General features: G+C 53.1%; 17 protein-coding genes. 13 read left to right on the forward strand and 4 right to left on the reverse strand.

What is annotated here, in order from left to right; translation table 11 throughout:
• Positions 1 to 144: 144 nt before the first annotated feature.
• Positions 145 to 1404, reverse strand: a complete 1260-nt coding sequence (locus BOW53_RS03330; RefSeq protein WP_078486095.1) for an OmpP1/FadL family transporter — start codon at positions 1402 to 1404, stop codon at positions 145 to 147.
• Positions 1405 to 1635: 231 nt separating this feature from the next.
• Here BOW53_RS03330 and BOW53_RS03335 point away from each other — a divergent pair, with 231 nt between their 5' ends.
• The 4 genes from BOW53_RS03335 (at position 1636) to BOW53_RS03350 (ending at position 4955) form a co-directional block, all read left to right on the forward strand.
• Positions 1636 to 2481 (forward strand): hypothetical protein, encoded by an 846-nt coding sequence (locus BOW53_RS03335; protein ID WP_135606982.1) that lies wholly within the window; start codon positions 1636 to 1638, stop codon positions 2479 to 2481.
• Between the two features lie 99 nt (positions 2482 to 2580).
• The gene (locus BOW53_RS03340) at positions 2581 to 3495 is read left to right on the forward strand and encodes a selenium metabolism-associated LysR family transcriptional regulator (RefSeq protein ID WP_078486097.1); all 915 of its coding nucleotides are present in this window, start codon (positions 2581 to 2583) and stop codon (positions 3493 to 3495) included.
• 6 nt (positions 3496 to 3501) lie between these two features.
• Entirely contained in the window at positions 3502 to 3873 is a 372-nt protein-coding gene (locus BOW53_RS03345; protein ID WP_172838750.1) for a Crp/Fnr family transcriptional regulator, read from the forward strand.
• A gap of 20 nt (positions 3874 to 3893) precedes the next feature.
• Positions 3894 to 4955 (forward strand): AI-2E family transporter, encoded by a 1062-nt coding sequence (locus BOW53_RS03350; RefSeq protein ID WP_078486099.1) that lies wholly within the window; start codon positions 3894 to 3896, stop codon positions 4953 to 4955.
• 41 nt (positions 4956 to 4996) lie between these two features.
• Here BOW53_RS03350 and BOW53_RS03355 read toward each other — a convergent pair whose 3' ends face one another.
• The 3 genes from BOW53_RS03355 to BOW53_RS03365 form a co-directional block, all read right to left on the reverse strand.
• Positions 4997 to 5182 (reverse strand): YgaP family membrane protein, encoded by a 186-nt coding sequence (locus tag BOW53_RS03355; protein ID WP_078486124.1) that lies wholly within the window; start codon positions 5180 to 5182, stop codon positions 4997 to 4999.
• Positions 5183 to 5335: 153 nt separating this feature from the next.
• On the reverse strand, positions 5336 to 5932 hold the full coding sequence (locus tag BOW53_RS03360; RefSeq protein WP_078486100.1) for a Crp/Fnr family transcriptional regulator: 597 nt from the start codon (positions 5930 to 5932) through the stop codon (positions 5336 to 5338).
• A 176-nt stretch (positions 5933 to 6108) separates the two neighbouring features.
• Positions 6109 to 8460, reverse strand: a complete 2352-nt coding sequence (locus BOW53_RS03365) for a response regulator (RefSeq protein ID WP_078486101.1) — start codon at positions 8458 to 8460, stop codon at positions 6109 to 6111.
• A 345-nt stretch (positions 8461 to 8805) separates the two neighbouring features.
• Here BOW53_RS03365 and BOW53_RS03370 point away from each other — a divergent pair, with 345 nt between their 5' ends.
• The 9 genes from BOW53_RS03370 (at position 8806) to fliP (ending at position 17058) form a co-directional block, all read left to right on the forward strand.
• Positions 8806 to 11667 (forward strand): hybrid sensor histidine kinase/response regulator, encoded by a 2862-nt coding sequence (locus BOW53_RS03370; protein WP_078486102.1) that lies wholly within the window; start codon positions 8806 to 8808, stop codon positions 11665 to 11667.
• Positions 11668 to 11764: 97 nt separating this feature from the next.
• Positions 11765 to 12559: an MFS transporter gene (locus BOW53_RS13655; protein WP_342748396.1), complete on the forward strand. Its 795-nt coding sequence runs from the start codon at positions 11765 to 11767 to the stop codon at positions 12557 to 12559.
• Positions 12480 to 13040 (forward strand): MFS transporter, encoded by a 561-nt coding sequence (locus BOW53_RS13660; protein WP_342748397.1) that lies wholly within the window; start codon positions 12480 to 12482, stop codon positions 13038 to 13040. Before BOW53_RS13655 ends, BOW53_RS13660 begins: the two co-directional genes overlap by 80 nt.
• A complete protein-coding gene (locus BOW53_RS03380) occupies positions 13040 to 13723 on the forward strand; it encodes a zinc metallopeptidase (protein ID WP_078486103.1) in 684 nt (227 codons plus the stop codon). Before BOW53_RS13660 ends, BOW53_RS03380 begins: the two co-directional genes overlap by 1 nt.
• A 192-nt stretch (positions 13724 to 13915) precedes the next feature.
• Positions 13916 to 14437: a flagellar basal body-associated FliL family protein gene (locus BOW53_RS03385; protein ID WP_078486104.1), complete on the forward strand. Its 522-nt coding sequence runs from the start codon at positions 13916 to 13918 to the stop codon at positions 14435 to 14437.
• A 4-nt stretch (positions 14438 to 14441) separates the two neighbouring features.
• Positions 14442 to 15458: a flagellar motor switch protein FliM gene (gene fliM, locus BOW53_RS03390; RefSeq protein ID WP_078486105.1), complete on the forward strand. Its 1017-nt coding sequence runs from the start codon at positions 14442 to 14444 to the stop codon at positions 15456 to 15458.
• Between the two features lie 12 nt (positions 15459 to 15470).
• Positions 15471 to 15887, forward strand: coding sequence for a flagellar motor switch protein FliN (gene fliN / locus BOW53_RS03395; RefSeq protein ID WP_078486106.1), 417 nt, complete (start codon positions 15471 to 15473; stop codon positions 15885 to 15887).
• Positions 15887 to 16318 (forward strand): flagellar biosynthetic protein FliO, encoded by a 432-nt coding sequence (gene fliO / locus BOW53_RS03400; protein WP_078486107.1) that lies wholly within the window; start codon positions 15887 to 15889, stop codon positions 16316 to 16318. Before fliN ends, fliO begins: the two co-directional genes overlap by 1 nt.
• A complete protein-coding gene (gene fliP / locus BOW53_RS03405; protein ID WP_425442892.1) occupies positions 16318 to 17058 on the forward strand; it encodes a flagellar type III secretion system pore protein FliP in 741 nt (246 codons plus the stop codon). Before fliO ends, fliP begins: the two co-directional genes overlap by 1 nt.
• The last annotated feature ends 10 nt before the right edge of the window (positions 17059 to 17068 follow it).

Raw genomic sequence — 17068 nt, forward strand, 5'->3', positions numbered from 1 at the left:
GCAAGTTCGACCCGACCCATTTCGACGTCACTGAAACCAATCTGCGCCTCCAACACATCAAGCTCTGATTGACCAGGGTGTAGCCGCCGGACGCTTACCCCGAACCGGTGGTTCGGGTTTTCCTTTGGCCATGGTTTGGCACTGTCAGAATGTCTTCGACAGGCCTATACCGACGAGGTGCACGCTGGATTCATAGTCTCCATCAAAGCGATTCGAACCGTTAAAGTCGCTAGCGCCTATCCAGGGTGTAGTGGCTGCACCACGGAAATTCCTGTCCTCAAACTTGACGTACATATAGCCCCCCTCAACAGACCAGCCGTTGCCGTAGTCGTGGCCGACACCGATGCTGAAGAGATGGCGATCTGAATCGGGTACCCGGGGACTGAATGCCAGATCGGGTTGGCCGGTTTCATCATAAGTGTAGCCAAAGCGCAGCTGGGTCTTGGCGTTGAGATCGTAGGTGGCACCGATGCGGTAGGCATTGGCATCTTCCCAGTGATTGTTGCTTTCAATTGGACTGGGTGCTACCAAACCGCCACTATGGTTTATCTGTAATACATTGAAGGAGTCCCAGCCAGTACGGGTGATGTCGAACTCCAGGGCCAGCTTGTCGGTGGCCTCGTAGCGCACACCGGTCTGCAGGCGCCAGGGTATGGTCAGGTCGCCCCAAGCCCTAGCTGAGTTAGTAGCTATGTCATTAGCAGAGCCTTTAACCGTGACTTCAGAGGATGAGTGATAGTTGAAGCCGAAGCTCCAACGATCCTGCTCATAGAGCAGGCCAACGTTCATGCCCCAACCGCCTCCGTCACCTTTTATTTGTACAAGGGGTGCGTTGAAGACGATGGTCTTGATCCAGTAGTAGTCCAGGCCCACTGCCATGCTGGTGTTTTCATCAAGCTTGAAGGCGAGCGTGGGATTGATATCGACGGTCTCAATTTTACTTTCTGTTGGATGAAATGGTCCCAAACCAGCGAAAACTGGATTTGTATATGTTGGTGCATCGGCATCCCAGATCGATTCCAGACCGAAAGGTGCTGAAACGCCAAGACCGAATGCGACCTTGTCGTTGTAACGATAAGTCCCCTGGAATTGAGGAATGCCGATGATGTCTGACCCCTGGCTTTCATGGGTACCGGTTGTTGCGGTAGTGACCTCCAGGCTGGGCGCAACCGCCATGGCACCAAAACTGATGCTGGTGGGGTGGTTGGTCATGGCCGCCGGGTTGTAGGGTACGGCGCCCAGTTCATCTGGATTGGCCACCAGGGCGTTGGAGGTTCCGAGGCCTGTGATGGAAATCTCGGGTACCGCAAAACCTGATGCGGCGGCCTGCTGCGAGAGTCCGGCCAGCGCAAGGCCGCAGGCAACCGCCAGTGTTCTTAGTGCAAAGTTGTGTGTGCTGCTCATTTCAGGATCTCCGGTACTTTGACTTATTATTGATCCTTGTATTATTTGCAATTAACACGCAATTCGCCCGAGGTTAAGTTATTTTATTCATTATTGCCAGTGGTTTGAGGTCAAACCAACTGGGTGGTTGCTGTTTCAGGGGAATGGTGAGGGTGGTAAGGTGCTGAAAGGGAAAGCGGTTCTTGTTTTTTCTGTGATCATGGTTTTTTTGTCGTCTGGCCGTACGCCGCCGTGCGTGCTGAAGGGCAGTTCCACCCCTATGTGCTTTCGTCCCATGTTAAGGGTGATTTCGTTAAGACCATCATCGAGGTGAAAGAGGCGCTCAACGGGGCGGGTTTTCAATTGGCCGGCGAATACTCCCCTTATGATGATGCCCACGTCATCGTGGTAACAGACGAATTGCTGACGGATGTGGCCAGTGCCGGGGATATAGGGTCTCTTTTTGCCCAGGCTATACGGGTATCGGTGACCCGCGTGGGGGAGGCGATCCAGGTCTCCTACGCCAACCCAGAGTATTACGAACACGCTTATCAGCTTAAAAAGAGTCTTGCCCCGGTGAAGGAGAAACTAGTCTCTGTCATGGGGCAGCAGGAGACCTTTGGCCCTGAAGGGATGAGTCCAGAGAAGCTGAGAGGCTACCACTATTCCTACGGCATGGAGTATTTCGACAACTTCATGGAATTGGCGAAGTACAAGGACTATCGAAGTGCCCTGAATGAAGTGGAGCAGGGGCTTGAGGAGAAAAGAGGCGGCGTCTCCATAGTCTACCGTATCGATCTGCCCAAAAAGAGGGCATCACTTTTTGGTGTGGCGATGAGTGAAGGTTTCAGCAGTGACCGGAAAATTATGGAGACCCTGACCCTGGATGTTGGCGAACTGAGACACACCGCGCGACTGCCTTACGAGGTCCTGGTTGTTGGCGGACGCATTCTTGCACTGCATCCGAGATTCCGGATTGCGGTGGATTTTCCTGGTATGAAAATGGTGGGAGAACATAGCTTCATGCAATTGAGTGATACGCCAAGCGCTATAGAAGAGGCCCTTACACGGGTGGCAGGAGGGAGCGTCACGCAGTAACCACTCGAGGTGTTAATGGATTAACAGATATAGCTTTATATAGTAAAAATATGATATAAGATAATTTTATTGCCAACCTGAGACAGCAGGGAAATTCTAATGGCAGATCGTAGACTCCAGGTGTTCCATACCGTCGCCCGCTTGCTGAGTTTCACCAAGGCAGCAGAGACCCTTCATATGACCCAGCCGGCAGTGACCTTTCAGGTGCGCCAGTTGGAAGAGTATTTTAATACCCGTTTGTTTGACCGTACCCATAACCGGATCAGTCTGACAGAGGCCGGTGCCCGGGTATACGAGTACGCAGACAAAATCTTCGAGCTCTATGCCGAGATGGAAAATTCCGTTCGAGAGATGACGGGTGAAATCAGCGGCTCGCTCACAATTGGTGCCAGTACCACCATTGCAGAGTACATGCTGCCGGCCCTGCTGGGTGACTTCAAGCTCAAGTATCCGGAAGTGAATATCCACCTGAAGGTTTCCAACACCGATGGGATTGTCTCCATGGTGGAGAACAACACCATCGACCTTGGTGTAGTGGAAGCTCCCGTGGCCAACAAGAACCTGGTGGTTGAGATATGCCGCCCGGATCAGCTGGTTGCAATCGTGCCCCCCGCCCATCCGGAAGCCGAGAAGGAGGAACTTTCCTACGATGACCTGGTGAAGTATCCCTTCATCTATCGCGAGGAGGGTTCGGGAACCCGCGAGGTGATCAATGAGTATCTCGTGAGCGTCAACAAGGGCGGTGAAGGTCTCAGGGTGGCCATGGAGCTGGGTAGTCCCGAGGCGGTAAAAGGTGCTGTTGAAGCGGGAATGGGCATTTCCGTAGTCTCCCGGGCCACCATCCAGAAAGAGATCAAGTTGGGCACCCTGATTCCCATCAACTTGAACCCTGGACTTGAACGGCCGTTCTCCTTCGTACACCAGAAGCAGAAGTTCCGCGCCCGGGTGATGGAGGAACTGTTGGAATTCGCCCGTGACTACTGTAAAGAGCACGAGAACGACTGCCGGGAATAAGCAGTGTTGGCGCCCAAGCAAAACCTCCCGGCTGATCAGCGTAAGCTGCTAAAGCTCTATTCAGGGCTGAGTCAGGGAGAGCGTGAAAACCTGCTTGCCTTTGCGGAGTTTCTCTCCCAACGGGAAGAGGGAGAGGTTGCCACGCAGCAGATCGCCGAACCCAAGCCTATTCCCGGGCCCGAGGAAGAGAGTGTTATTGCTGCAATCAAGCGGCTGTCCGAGACCTATCACATGCTGGACAGATCGACGCTGTTTCACGAGACATCGAGCCTGATGACCTCACATGTGATGCAAGGCCGGGAGGCAGTCGATGTCATCGATGAGCTGGAAGCGCTGTTCCAAACCAAATACCAGCAACTGACAGAGACTGGTGATTAGGCCAAGCTTGGGAGTTCCGGATGCGTCTGCTGGCTGACTGGTTCAAACGTTATCTTTCCGATCCGGAAGTCGTTTTTCTTGCCCTGACACTGATCATCGGTTTCGCCGTGGTCATCACCATGGGCGATATGCTGGCACCCGTTCTGGCGAGTGTGGTGATCGCCTATCTGCTGGAAGGGCTGGTCGGACTGATCGAACGGCGTGGCGTGGTGCGTCTGCCCGCTGTGATGCTGGTCTTTATCGCCTTCATCCTGTTCCTGACCCTGATCATCTTTGGCCTTCTTCCGCAACTCTCGCGGCAGGTGACACAACTCTTCCAACAGGTGCCGGCCATGATCACCGAAGGGCAGGCACTGCTGATGCGGCTGCCTGAAAGCTACCCGGAACTGATTTCCACCGAGCAGGTGGCAGAGATCATCGCGGTCATCCGCCAGGAGATTGCGGAACTGGGACAGGTTGTCTTGTCGGTCTCAATCTCTTCCGTGGTTGGGCTCATAACGATCCTCGTTTACCTGATCCTCATGCCCCTTCTGGTCTTCTTTTTTCTAAAGGACAAGAATCTGATTCTTGACTGGTTCGTGCAGTTTCTTCCCAAGAACAGGAAGTTTGCGGATACCGTGTGGCAGGATGTGGACCGGCAGATCGGCAATTATGTGAGAGGTAAGTTCTGGGAGATTACCATCATTTGGTCTGCCAGTTTTGTGACCTTCACTGTGCTCGGACTTCAGTACGCCATGCTGTTGGGTGTGCTGGTGGGACTGTCGGTGATTATTCCCTATATCGGCGCGGCAGTGGTGACCTTCCCGGTACTGCTGATTGCCTGGTTTCAATGGGGCTGGAGTGCAGATTTCATCTGGCTCTCGGTGGCCTATTTCGTAATCCAGGCACTGGACGGCAACGTGCTTGTGCCGCTGCTCTTCTCCGAGGTTGTCAATCTCCACCCGGTGGCGATCATTGTCGCGATTCTGGTGTTTGGTGGTTTATGGGGATTCTGGGGGGTTTTCTTCGCCATACCTTTAGCGACATTGGTACAGGCCGTGCTGACGGCATGGCCAAGCCAGAAGATCGTCCCTGAAGAGTGATTGGCTACACAGCAGATGGAATCTGCAGTGCAGCCTGAAGATTATTTTGTTTTGCAGGTGCTCAGGCCAAAGGGCAGGTAAGCAGGGCACCAGCCGATTGCCGTTGTGAACAGGGGGATGACGCCGACGGCTCCCCACAGGCTGCCGGTATAGAACCCCCAGCCGATCAGGGCCAGGCCCACAACAATGCGCAATACGCGGTCGATGCCGCCAACATTCTGCTTCATGAACTTCTCCCAATCTTCAAGCATACTGACCTCTGTGTGTCAGGGTCTGTTAACAGGTCCCGGATAACTCATGCTAAAGGTTGGGTGGTTTGTTGTCTGTGATAATGTCACACAACGGTAGAGCAGGGGAAATTATCTGTTCGTCATGACCATTCAGGTTTCAAGGGTCTTGTTCTCGAGACCGGTGATGTCGGTTATCTCGATGGTGCCCCGCGTGGTGTGGATCAGCTCGCTGGTTTCCAGGTCCTTGAGGATGCGGCTGACAACTTCCCCGGAGGTCCCGAGGTCGGAGGCTATCTCCTGGTGGGTGATTTGGAGTCTCTCCTCGTCATTCGATACACGTTTCAACAGGTAGTCTGCTATACGCCTGTCCATGCGACGAAAGACTACTTCTTCTACCACGTTGATGATATTTGATAGACGTCGGGAGATAAGTCCGAATACATATTGACGCCACGCTTCCGAGTAGGCGAGCCATTGGTTCACCTCAGGGGCGGGGATAAGAGCAGCCTCCATGGGGGATTCGCTGACTGCAAAGGCAGGGAAGGGCTGGTTACTGAGGATGCATGAGGCCGTCAGAATACAGCTTTCACCCGGGTCCACCCGGTAGAGCGTGATCTCACGTCCGTTTTCCCCTAATTTATATACTCTGGCAGTACCACTGATGACCAGGGTCAGATGCGAACAGCGGCTCCCCTCGTCACAGATATGATATCCCTTGTCCAACTCGACAACTGAAGCCGGTTGCATGAAACGGGCCTGGAACTCACGGCTCGTATCAGACAGAAAACCGAACTTTTCTTCCAGTTTTTCCGGGTGGATGGATTGGTAATCACACTTACTGCTTTTGTGAGAATGTAGAATAGCCGATCGATGCGTCTTCAGAAGCTATCGACCTGTGTACTGCCGCGTTTCAGTAGACCGGATCAGGGCTCCGATACTATCGGTATCAAGTCGCTGCCAGCTCTCCAGGCTTCGGGAATTTCTGCAGGCTCTTTCAGTCGTGGTAACACAATTTTCGCGTTGCATTGTCTGATCAGAGACAAGATGTGCTCTGCTTCATCCCTATCCGCTGTCATGATCTGCGGGGCGATGCAGACATAGTTGGCCTGCAGGTACTCCAGTACCCTCAGTGCCGGGCTGTTGGCGCCGAATTTTGACAGGCAGACACTGATTCCGGCAGAGCGCAACTGAGCAATGACGCGCTTTGCCGTCTTGAGATTGGAGCCGAGTTCTGCGATGCGGTATTCGAAGACCAGGCCTGTACCGACAAGATGTCTTGCCCGAAGTTGGTCTTTCAGCCAGTCTATGTTCTCCATGTGCTGAAGCGACTGCGGTGACTGCTCAAGAAAGAGCTCAACCTGCTTGCCTTCGTTGCGTTTCAACTCCAGGGTGGAAAGAGCGTGTTCTACCAGCTTTCGGTCGATATCACCCATGACACCTTGGTCCAAGGCGGCTTTACGCCATGCAGTGGAGCTGAGCTGCCCTCCTGGTCCTTGTCTGAGCCTTAACCTGATTTCGTACTTCTCCTGGGGATTTTCATCGCGGTCTCCAAAGGGACGGAAAAGGACCTGGAAGCTGTCATGCTGGATGGCATCGCGAACGATGTCGCTGATCTCGCTCGAGATGATATGTTGATCACCCACCTCCAGCTCTGCAGAGTACATGGTGATCCGCTGGCCTGTTTTTCCCCATGCAAAGGTGCAGGCTTTCTCTGCTCTATGGAGAACTTCAGAGGTATTTTGGTCCAAGGTGGATATGCCGATCGCTGGTTCAAGCCTTTTCTGATCACCCTCCACGACAAAAGGTGTGCCCTCTATTGCTGAATAGATATTAGCTGCCAGTTCCAGGAGGTTCTTAACATGGGGCCTGATGGCGATAATGGCAAAAGAGTTGGTGCTGAGGCGGGAGGCGATGTCCTGGCCCTCGATGTTTTCAGCGATCAGGTGACCTAGTTGCGCCAGCAGTGAATCCAATCGCTTCCCTTCCTCCAGGGCCTTCCGCTTGTCTATGCTGCCGATTTCCACCAAGAGTACCCCCCCACCAGAGGGGGCTGTGGCTTGTTCGATGGATGTTTTCTCCAGTTTTTCAAAAAAGTACCTGCTGTTGAACAGACCGGTAACGGAATCTCTCTTACTGCTTTCCATGGCTCTCGGTTTGAGCGCCTTGGCACGTTGCACCCGGTTGGTGATAGTACTGATAAGGTGCTTCGAGCGAATGGGTTTACTGAGGAAGTCATCGCCGCCGAAACTCAGTGCGTTCAGCTTCTTGTCCGGATCCTGCTCACCTGAAAGAAATACAATGGGAATGGCGAAGAAATCCGGATGTTCACGGATGATCGTGGTGAGTTCAATCCCATTGGCGTCAGGCATATACAGATCTATGAGGACAAGATCCGGACGGAATCTGTCCAGCACCTCGGGCACTTTCAAGGGCTCTGTGACAGCCAGGGTCTTCATACCCCCCTTGTCGAGGATGGATGAAGCAAACTGGGCCTGGGTCGGATCATCCTCCACGATCAAAATGCGGTAGTGATCCTCGGTGGGAGAGCTGAGTTCAGTAACCTTGCTCACCAGCTCTTTGGTGACGAATGGTGCGAGCATATAAGCGTCCACACCCAGCCGCATGGCAAGTAGGCGCTGTTTGAGATCCTTGGTCTGACTCAGGCAGAGTGTGGGAACAATCCTGTTTTGCCTCTCCTGCTGCACCTTGAGTTCACGACTCAGATTTTCCAACTGCGGCAGAAAGTGGGACTCGATTATCATGATATCCGGCAGGCGCTTCTGTATTTCGCCTTCCAGGTCATCCGGGCGGATGAAGGTAAGCACCTGGAACCCGTTCTCCTGGAGCGAAGTTGTGAGGCCTGGGGCCAGGTCAAGGTCATCGCTGGAGCGGATATAGAATGCGAGTTTACCATTGCGCTGTCCTGCCGGGCCAAGGCTGAGGGTGCGGCTTCTCTCCAAGGCGACTTTAACGGCGTCAATAAGTTCATGCCCCCGTACTTTGTGTTTTTCGCTTAGACTACTGATGTCACTGTCGACAAATGAACTGAGATATGTTTCCAGGGAAAAGACATTCTCATTCAGGTCGATGAGTCCGAACTTTCCGCAGGATCCGGCCAAGTCCTGAATACGGGAAAATAGCTGTTGAAATTTGTTCTTGCTCCATCCGGTTCTGCAGAGTTCTTCCCAGGAGCTTTCAATACTGCTGATCCGCTCCGGAAGATGCTCGATGAAAGCCTCCTTCAACTCTGCACTTTGATTGATCTGATCAGACATTACTTTCTTCCCTAAGACTCTTTACAGACGGAAATTCCAAAGCCTTTTCAAATGTACCCTGTAAATTAAGAGTAGGGTAAAAGGCAGATGCGATCTTTGGTGTTCTGTGGCACCAATTATCACACTCGTTTTTCATTATTAAGAGTTTATACTACAAACTGAGAACGGGGGGTAAAAACCGTTAATTTTCGTGAAGTCCCTGCCCGGGTCAAAATGAACCGCAGGCGGCATCTGTTCCAGTCCGCGTTTGGGGCGTGCTGCATGATACCGAGGCTATCGTGAAGATGGAAAAAGCCACCCCTGTCTCAAGGTAGTACGAGGCCAGGTGTCCAACTGGAAAGCAGGATGCAAGAAGAACAGATTGCTAGAACCAAGCTAATCATGGCTGAGCGGGTCCGCCTCTATTATGGCGAGCTCGGGGTGTCCGGGATAGGAACTATATTACTCTCCTGGGTGATGATGTGGCTTGCCGGAGGGCCGGAGAACAACCTGGTTCTGATCTGGGGCATCGTGATGCTCATGTCCGGGTTGATGCAATCCGGGCTTTGGATTGCTTGGTGGCGCAGTCAACCGGACATGGCCGAATCATGGAAGTGGCAGTATTTCCCACTGTTGCCGATGGTGGTTACCGGATTGTGCTGGGGGCTGGCAGCGGTTTTCCCATTTCCCGACTACGCAGACCAGGCTTCTATCCTGTTGGGGCTCGCGGCCGGCGCCGGCGTGTTGCTGAATCTCATCCTGTTGTCAGCCTTGGAGTTGGCAATATCCCTGTTTTTCCTTTCTGCCCTGGTCCCCCTGGCATTGAGTTTTTTGTCAGGTCAGCGACTGCCCGAAACGGAAATCATGACATTGATACTTGCGGCTGCGATTACCCTGGGTTTGACGGCTGTGGCGCTCTCAGTGCTCTCCAGCATCATAGCCAGGCTGAGAGCCGGTAAACGCAATGTCAGCGGAAAACTCGATCTTGTAAAGGAAGAGGTGGAAGGGCTGCACAGCAAACTCACTATGCAGCACGAGCGGCGCAAGGGTGTCGAGCAGGAACTCTACCGTGCCAAGGGTGAGGCGCAGACAGCCAACATGGTGAAGAGCGAATTCCTGGCCACTATCAGTCATGAAATAAGAACACCGCTCAACGGTATTGTCCCCTTGTTGGAAATATTGCGGGATACAAAGCTCGATAGAGAGCAGCAGCAGTTTATCAATACCGCACTCAACTCATCACATCACTTGATGACCATCATCAATGACATTCTCGATTTTTCCAAGATTGAAGCAGGAAAACTCGAGTTGGAGGATCTTGATGTGGACCTCCATGAGTTGGTTGGATCAGGGATTTCGTTAATGTCGAAAAGTGCAGAGCGCCGTAAGTTGGAGCTTTCCCATTCCTTTGGGGAGCAGGTTCCACGCAGGGCGTTGGGTGATCCCATACGTATTCGCCAGGTACTCACTAACATGGTGAGTAATGCAATCAAATTTACAGAGAAGGGCAGTATTTCCGTAAAAGTGAAACTGCATCAGCCTACACGCAAAGAGCGCGAGCTACTGTTTGCAGTAAAGGATACCGGAGTGGGTATCAGCAAGGATGTTCAACGGAGGCTGTTTCAGTCCTTCAGCCAGGCCGATGCATCAACCACGCGCAAGCATGGCGGAACGGGGTTGGGGCTGGCGATCAGTAAGCGGTTGGTTGAGTTGATGGGAGGGAAGATTGGGGTCACCTCCCAGGAAGGTAAAGGCTCGGTCTTCTGGTTTACGCTACCATTGAGAAAGGCACATGCCGAATCCGCTTCCTCGCGCTGGACGTTGCAGGGGATACATGTCCTGGTTGTCTCCAGGAAAGGCGTGCAATCAAGCAAGCTGAAAAAACTGCTCGATGACTGGGGCACCAGCTATGACCATATAGCCGAGCTGTCAGAGGCTATTCCGCTGTTGACTTCTGCGGAAGCAGAAGCGTCCGGTTATCACTACAACCTGGTGATTGTCGACACCCATGTCTATGATGATGCGGTGCCTCAGTTCCTGCGGGAGTTGAAAGATCATCCAGGTTTACGGCACTTGAAGGTCATCTTGCTCGATGGTGACAGCTATCCTGCCGCACCTGTCACTGACGACAAGGTTGTTACCTTGATGCCCCTGGCATTCAAAAAGAAAGATCTCTACCTCCAGTTGTGTAGATTGTCCGACTCGGAAAGCCCTTCCAGTGATGTCCTGCTGTCGGATGACGGCGAAAGCGAGGAGGCGCTCATGCCGGAACCGGAGATAGAGCAGGATTACTATCTTGAAACCGGGGATGAACTGTTGGAGGAGAGCAGCGAGGTATCTTCGGCGGTGGATGAGATACCTCTGGCCAGAAAGGTACTGGTTGTGGAAGACAATCCGGTAAACCTTGGGGTTGCCCGTAAGTTGCTTCAGCGCCTAGGGATCGAGTGCTCGATGGCTGAAGATGGAAAAATGGCACTGGATGCCATTGAAGAGGACGAGTTCGACCTGGTACTGATGGACTGCCAGATGCCTCGTATGGATGGCTATGAAGCTACCCGCGCTGTAAGGCTCAAAGAGAAAACCTATGGGCTTGCAAGGTTGCCGGTCGTTGCAATGACGGCAAATGCCATGGCGGGAGACAAGGACAAGTGCCTGGAGGCGGGTATGGATGATTACATCGCCAAGCCCCTCTCACCTGGGAGTCTTAGAAGCACATTGAGACACTGGCTGCCTATGCGGGAATCACTTTTTGAGGAGGACTCTTTGACCGTGTCAGGTCTCGAAATTCCAATGACAGGGGATAAAAAAGTTACAACCAAGATAACCTCTGCAGCTGGTGAAGCTGTGAGCATCGAACAACAGCTTGAATCACTCGATTCTATCGATAAGGAAGTCATTTCCGAACTCTACGAAATCATGGAGGAGGACTTCACCAGCCTGCTGGAATCTTTCCTGGAGAACTCGCCGGTGTGCCTGGACCAGATTGAGGAAGGGATTAGGGAGGGGGACTGCAAGAAAGCGATCATACCAGCACACTCCCTCAAATCGAGTAGTGCCAATGTCGGTGCAATGCACCTGTCAGAACTTGCCAAGTCGATGGAGATGGCTGCCCGCGATGACAACTTGGGGGTTCTTCAGGACGGCATGATGGAGCTGCGTGAAGAGTACGATCAGGCTGGCAGGGAGCTGCAGGGGCTCTGTGAAGTCGACACTACCAGTGAAGGGTAAATGGCCCGTGGGTAACAGTATGGATCAGACACTTTGTCTTCTTCTGGCGTGCACAGCGGCACGATGACCTGACATGTTTGCAGCTTCAGGTTCCAAAATGCCAATCTGGAGACGCCGTACAGTCTTTTCCTGGGCACTTTATGACCTGGCGAATTCCGCTTTTGCCACGACGGTGATGGCCGGTTTTTTCAAGCAGTTTTGGGCCTCTGACCTGAGCGCTTCGGAAAGTACTTTTCTACTGGGGAATATAAACGCCTTTGCCAGTATTCTGGTGGTTTTACTCGCGCCGATTCTTGGTGCCATTGCTGATCATGGCGGGGCAAAAAAGCGTTTCCTGTTCTTTTTCGCTGCAATGGGAATTGTCATGACCGGCGGCCTCTACCTGGTCGCCCAGGGTTACTGGGCAATAGCGCTTGCACTCTATGCCATGGGTGTCATCGGTTTTTCAGGCAGTATCGTTTTCTACGATGCATTGATGATCGATGTTGTAGAACAGGATGAATTGGATTTCGTCTCTGCACTCGGCTTCGCTGCCGGATATCTCGGAGGAGGCATACTTTTTTCCATTAATGTCATCATGGTGCTCTATCCTTCGAGTTTCGGTTTGCCCGATGAAGCCACTGCGGTGCGGCTCTCTTTCTTGAGTGTGGCCATTTGGTGGGCCCTTTTCTCTATTCCCGTGTTTCTGTTTGTCAAAGAGACAAGGCCGGCTTCAAAAGCCGGCTGGCTTGAGTCGATAAAGGGGGATTTCAGCGCCTCGGAGCCACTTTTCACGCCAGATCAGGACGTTGAAGCAGACCTTTCTGTTTCTCTTGGCGTACTGGTGTTATATCGATGGTGTCGACACCATCGTCCGAATGGCTGTGGACTACGGCCTGGCCTTGGGCTTTGAAGCCAATGGGCTAATGGTCGCCTTGTTGATTACCCAGTTCTTGGGTTTCCCGGCTGCCCTGTTTTTTGGACGACTTGGTGAGCGCAAAGGACCACGCCAGGGCATTATGGTGGCAATATTCATCTATTTACTCGTCATTCTCGGTGCATACCAGATGGAATCTCAGTTCGAGTTCTACATCCTTGCAGCGACAATCGGACTGGTCCAGGGCGGGATTCAATCCCTCAGCCGGTCCTTTTACGCACGGTTGATACCAAGAGATCAGGCTGGTGAGTTTTTTGGTTTCTACAACATGCTCGGAAAATTTGCAGCCGTATTGGGGCCATTGATCATGGGGTGGGTCAGCGTGCTGACCGAAAGTCCCAGGCTCTCCATTTTAGCTGTCGCCATTCTTTTCATTATCGGCGGTGTGTTATTGGCCCTCGTTAAACCAGAGGAGGGGCAACGCCAGGCCAGGTTGATGGAAAACCAGGAGATCTGATGCACTTTCTCCTGTTGCTGATTATCCTGGCTTTGCTGATTCTCGCACCTCAGCTGTGGGTGCGGCATGTGCTCTCACGTTACAACAATGAAGATGAAGATTTTCCGGGCTCCGGTGGTGAACTGGCACGTCACCTGTTGGACCGCCTGGGGCTTGAAGATGTGCGGGTGGAACCTGCGCAAGGGCAGGGAGATCACTACGACCCTGTGGACAGGGCCGTGAGACTGACCCCCGACAAACTGCGCAATCGTACCCTGACGGCAATCACCACAGCAGCCCATGAAGTTGGGCATGCATTGCAACACAGCCAGGGGTACAGGCCATTCCAATGGCGGATGCGCCTGGCCGGATTGGCAGTGGGTTTTGAACGCCTTGGCTCTTTCCTGCTGTTTGCAGTTCCATTGCTGGCGGCAATCACCAAGGCTCCCGCTGCAGGTTTGCTGATGCTCTTCGCTGCCTTCACCACAATAGGTGTGGGTGTGTTGGTGCAGCTGCTGACTTTGCCGGTAGAGTGGGATGCCAGCTTTGGCCGGGCGCTGCCGATACTGGAAGCGGGCTACATCAAACCTGATCAGAAAGAAGCGGCGAGACGCATCCTCAGGGCCTGTGCCCTCACCTATGTCGCCTCTTCCCTTGCCGGATTGCTCAACTTCTGGCGCTGGCTGAGTGTGCTGCGGCGCTGACAAAACACCTTCGGGTGGGACGCTGCCGATTTTTTGCCTTTACTTGCCTTTACTTGCCAATACGCTAGTCAAGAGTTCGACGCATCTTTCGGTATGTTTTTTAATATGCAGAAAAATAAAGAAAAAAACGGTCGAAATTTAATGGCATATGTATTGCTTTCATTAAGTCAGATACTCGCGAGGTAGATCGAAATGGCCGAAAAAGAAAAATCCGAAGACCTGGGATTGGGTGAGGAGCAGGGGAAGGGATCAAATACCAAGCTCATTATCATGATTGCCGTGGGTGTGATCGTGCTTCTGGCCGGCGGCCTTGGGCTGGGGTGGTTCCTTTTTGGTGGAAGTGACGGGGATAGCCAGGGAGAGCAGGCAGAGGAGGCCGTGGAAGAGGTGCAGGCACCGCTTATCTACCACCCGGTATCCCCGGAATTCGTTGTCAATCTGCCGCCTGGCGGCAAGGTCAAGATGATGCAGGTTGAGCTCCAGCTGGTTACCAGGAGCCAGGAGACCATCGACTTTCTCAAGCATAACGATCCAATGGTTCGGCACAATCTGCTGGATCTGTTCGGCTCCCAGGACGGTGAAAAACTCAAAAGCTGCGAAGCCAAGCAGCAACTTCAGTCGGATGTAATGAAGAAATTGAACGAAATTATCAAAGAACAGGAAGGTCCGGGAGAGGTGGAAGCCGTCTATTTCACCGCTTTTGTGACACAGTGAAACCATGAGCGACAAAGACCTTCTTTCCCAGGATGAAATCGACGCACTGCTTCACGGTGTCGATAACGGGGATATAGAAACCGAGCCTGAAGAGATTTTTGAGGGCGAGATTCGGACTTATGATTTCTCCAGTCAGGACAGGATTGTTCGCGGACGCCTGCCGACCCTGGAAATGATCAATGAACGTTTCTCAAGGCAGTTTCGCAACAGCCTGTTCAATATGCTCCGCAGGTCTGCAGATATCACCGTTTCGGGTGTTCAGATGCAGAAGTTCTCTGAGTTTGTACACAGTCTTTATGTGCCCACCAGCCTTAACCTGATCAAGGTGCCACCGCTCAGGGACAAGGGTCTGTGTGTGCTCGACCCCAAACTGGTTTTCAGTGTTGTAGACAACTTCTTCGGCGGCAGCGGTCGCTTCAACAATCAGGTGGAAGGGCGGGATTTCACGCCAACAGAAAACCGCGTTATCCAGATGCTGTTGCAACTGGTGTTCAAGGACCTGCAGGAGGCCTGGAAGCCGGTGCTTGAAATCGGTTTCGAGTATCTCGGGTCGGAAGTGAATCCCCAGTTTGCCAATATCGTGAGCCCTTCAGAAGTTGTGGTGGTGACCATTTTCCATATTGAAATGGAAACCGGCGGTGGGGATCTCTACATATGCCTCCCCTACTCGATGGTAGAACCCATCAGGGAACTGCTGGATGCAGGCGTGCAGAGCGATAGGGGTGAACGTGATGAACGCTGGGAACACGCCCTCAGGGAGGAGATTCTGGCTGCGACAGTTGAACTGAGCAGCTACATGGCGGAAACCCAGCTGAGCATGAAGGAGCTGGCCAACCTGAAGGTCGGGGACATTATCCCGGTTGATATACCGGAAATGGTCGGTGTATTTGCTGCCGAGGTGCCGATATTCAAGGGCCAACTTGGTGTGTCTGAAGGGAACTTTGCGGTCAAGGTTCAGGAATGGAGCAGGAAACCCAAAAGACCAGGGTTAAACGAGTTACTCACTAAGTCCGAGAACTGAAGGGCGAAGATCATGAGCGAAAACGGAAATGAACAGAATGCAACACCGGAAGATGAAATGAGTGCTGCAATGAATCAGCAGGCTGATGCAGTGGCGGCAACAGGTGGGGCTGAGTCGGCCCAGTTCCAGGAATTGCATGCAGATGCCGCCGGGTCTGTCGGCGGTGCCGAGGTTAACCTGGATGCAATCCTGGATGTGCCGGTGACCATCTCCATGGAGATTGGCAGAAGTCACATCACCATACGCAACCTTTTGCAGCTGAACCAGGGTTCGGTGGTCGAGTTGGACAGGCTCGCTGGCGAGCCCATGGATGTGCTGGTCAACGGCACCTTGATCGCCCAGGGTGAAGTCGTGGTGGTGAATGACAAGTTTGGCATCCGCCTGACTGACATCATCAGCCCTGCGGATCGGGTCAAGAGGCTGCGCTGATGAGAGCCATCCCTGCCATCGGCGGTCTATGCATTCTCCTTTATGCAGCTGCCGGCTTTGCTGAATCCAAGCAGGGAGGGGCGGTGAAACTTGCCGAGTCCCAATTCAACGGGGGACTCCTGGTCGAGACTGGCCTGGGCCTGCTGCTGGTTTTGGGTGTGATTTTCGCCCTGGCCTGGCTGCTGCGCAAGTTCGGCAGGCTGCCCATGCAGGGGAAAGGCGCAGTTGAGATCATCGGAGGCGTTTCCCTGGGTCCGAGAGAGCGGGCCGTGCTGCTCAAGGTTGGTGGTACCCGGCTGCTGGTGGGTGTTGCCCCGGGGCAGGTGCAGAAGCTCCATGTATTGGATGAAGACGAGGTGCTCCCCGAGGCGGGAGAAGAGGGCGGATTTGCCCAGCGTCTGAAGACCCAGATGGAGGCGCAGAAATCATGATGCGGGTCGCTCTTCCTCTTTCAACGCTGATGCTGTCCGCCTTTTCAGGTGAGTTGTTGGCCCAGGGTATGGAAGCGCTGACCATGACGCCTACCGAAGAGGGTGGACAGACATACACCCTGAGTATCCAGATCCTGCTGTTCATGACAGCCCTCAGTCTGTTGCCCGGGGCGCTGCTGATGACCACCTCCTTCGCCAGGATTATCATCGTATTGGCGATTCTCAGGCAGGCGTTGGGTACACAGAACACACCCTCCAACCAGATTCTTATCGGGATCTCACTTTTTCTCACTATCTTCATCATGATGCCGGTATTTCAACAAGCCTATGAGACCGGTCTCAAACCCTATCTCGAGGAGAAGGTGACGGTGGTTGAGGCGCTCGAAGGCGTGGCGACCCCGATGCGTGAATTCATGTTGGGCCAGACCCGTGAAACGGACCTTCAACTCTTCGCCGATATCGGCGGGATCGGTGAAATCGAATCGCCGGAAAAGGTGCCGCTATCGGTATTGTTGCCGGCGTTTGCAACATCTGAGCTGAAGACAGGCTTTCAAATAGGTTTCCTGTTGTTTATCCCGTTCCTGGTCATCGACCTGGTGGTCGCCAGTGTGCTGATGTCAATGGGTATGATGATGCTGTCCCCGCTGATCATCTCCCTGCCGTTCAAGATCATGTTGTTTGTATTGATCGATGGATGGGCACTTGTGTTTGGCACCCTGGCTTCAAGTTTCCTGGTATAGGGTAGGTGGA

The organism is Solemya velesiana gill symbiont, assembly GCF_002020805.1.
Taxonomy (GTDB): Bacteria; Pseudomonadota; Gammaproteobacteria; order Chromatiales; family Chromatiaceae; genus Sedimenticola_A.

Excerpts from the sequence above, each read along its gene's own strand:
- BOW53_RS03365 (WP_078486101.1), bottom strand. The coding sequence starts at position 8,460 with ATGTCTGATCAGATCAATCAAAGTGCAGAGTTGAAGGAGGCTTTCATC.
- fliM (WP_078486105.1), top strand. The coding sequence starts at position 14,442 with ATGAGCGACAAAGACCTTCTTTCCCAGGATGAAATCGACGCACTGCTT.
- fliN (WP_078486106.1), top strand. The coding sequence starts at position 15,471 with ATGAGCGAAAACGGAAATGAACAGAATGCAACACCGGAAGATGAAATG.
- fliO (WP_078486107.1), top strand. The coding sequence starts at position 15,887 with ATGAGAGCCATCCCTGCCATCGGCGGTCTATGCATTCTCCTTTATGCA.
- BOW53_RS03355 (WP_078486124.1), bottom strand. The coding sequence starts at position 5,182 with ATGAAGCAGAATGTTGGCGGCATCGACCGCGTATTGCGCATTGTTGTG.
- BOW53_RS03330 (WP_078486095.1), bottom strand. The coding sequence starts at position 1,404 with ATGAGCAGCACACACAACTTTGCACTAAGAACACTGGCGGTTGCCTGC.
- BOW53_RS03385 (WP_078486104.1), top strand. The coding sequence starts at position 13,916 with ATGGCCGAAAAAGAAAAATCCGAAGACCTGGGATTGGGTGAGGAGCAG.
- BOW53_RS13655 (WP_342748396.1), top strand. The coding sequence starts at position 11,765 with ATGCCAATCTGGAGACGCCGTACAGTCTTTTCCTGGGCACTTTATGAC.
- BOW53_RS03350 (WP_078486099.1), top strand. The coding sequence starts at position 3,894 with ATGCGTCTGCTGGCTGACTGGTTCAAACGTTATCTTTCCGATCCGGAA.
- BOW53_RS03360 (WP_078486100.1), bottom strand. The coding sequence starts at position 5,932 with ATGCAACCGGCTTCAGTTGTCGAGTTGGACAAGGGATATCATATCTGT.
- BOW53_RS03380 (WP_078486103.1), top strand. The coding sequence starts at position 13,040 with ATGCACTTTCTCCTGTTGCTGATTATCCTGGCTTTGCTGATTCTCGCA.
- BOW53_RS03340 (WP_078486097.1), top strand. The coding sequence starts at position 2,581 with ATGGCAGATCGTAGACTCCAGGTGTTCCATACCGTCGCCCGCTTGCTG.
- fliP (WP_425442892.1), top strand. The coding sequence starts at position 16,318 with ATGCGGGTCGCTCTTCCTCTTTCAACGCTGATGCTGTCCGCCTTTTCA.
- BOW53_RS03370 (WP_078486102.1), top strand. The coding sequence starts at position 8,806 with ATGCAAGAAGAACAGATTGCTAGAACCAAGCTAATCATGGCTGAGCGG.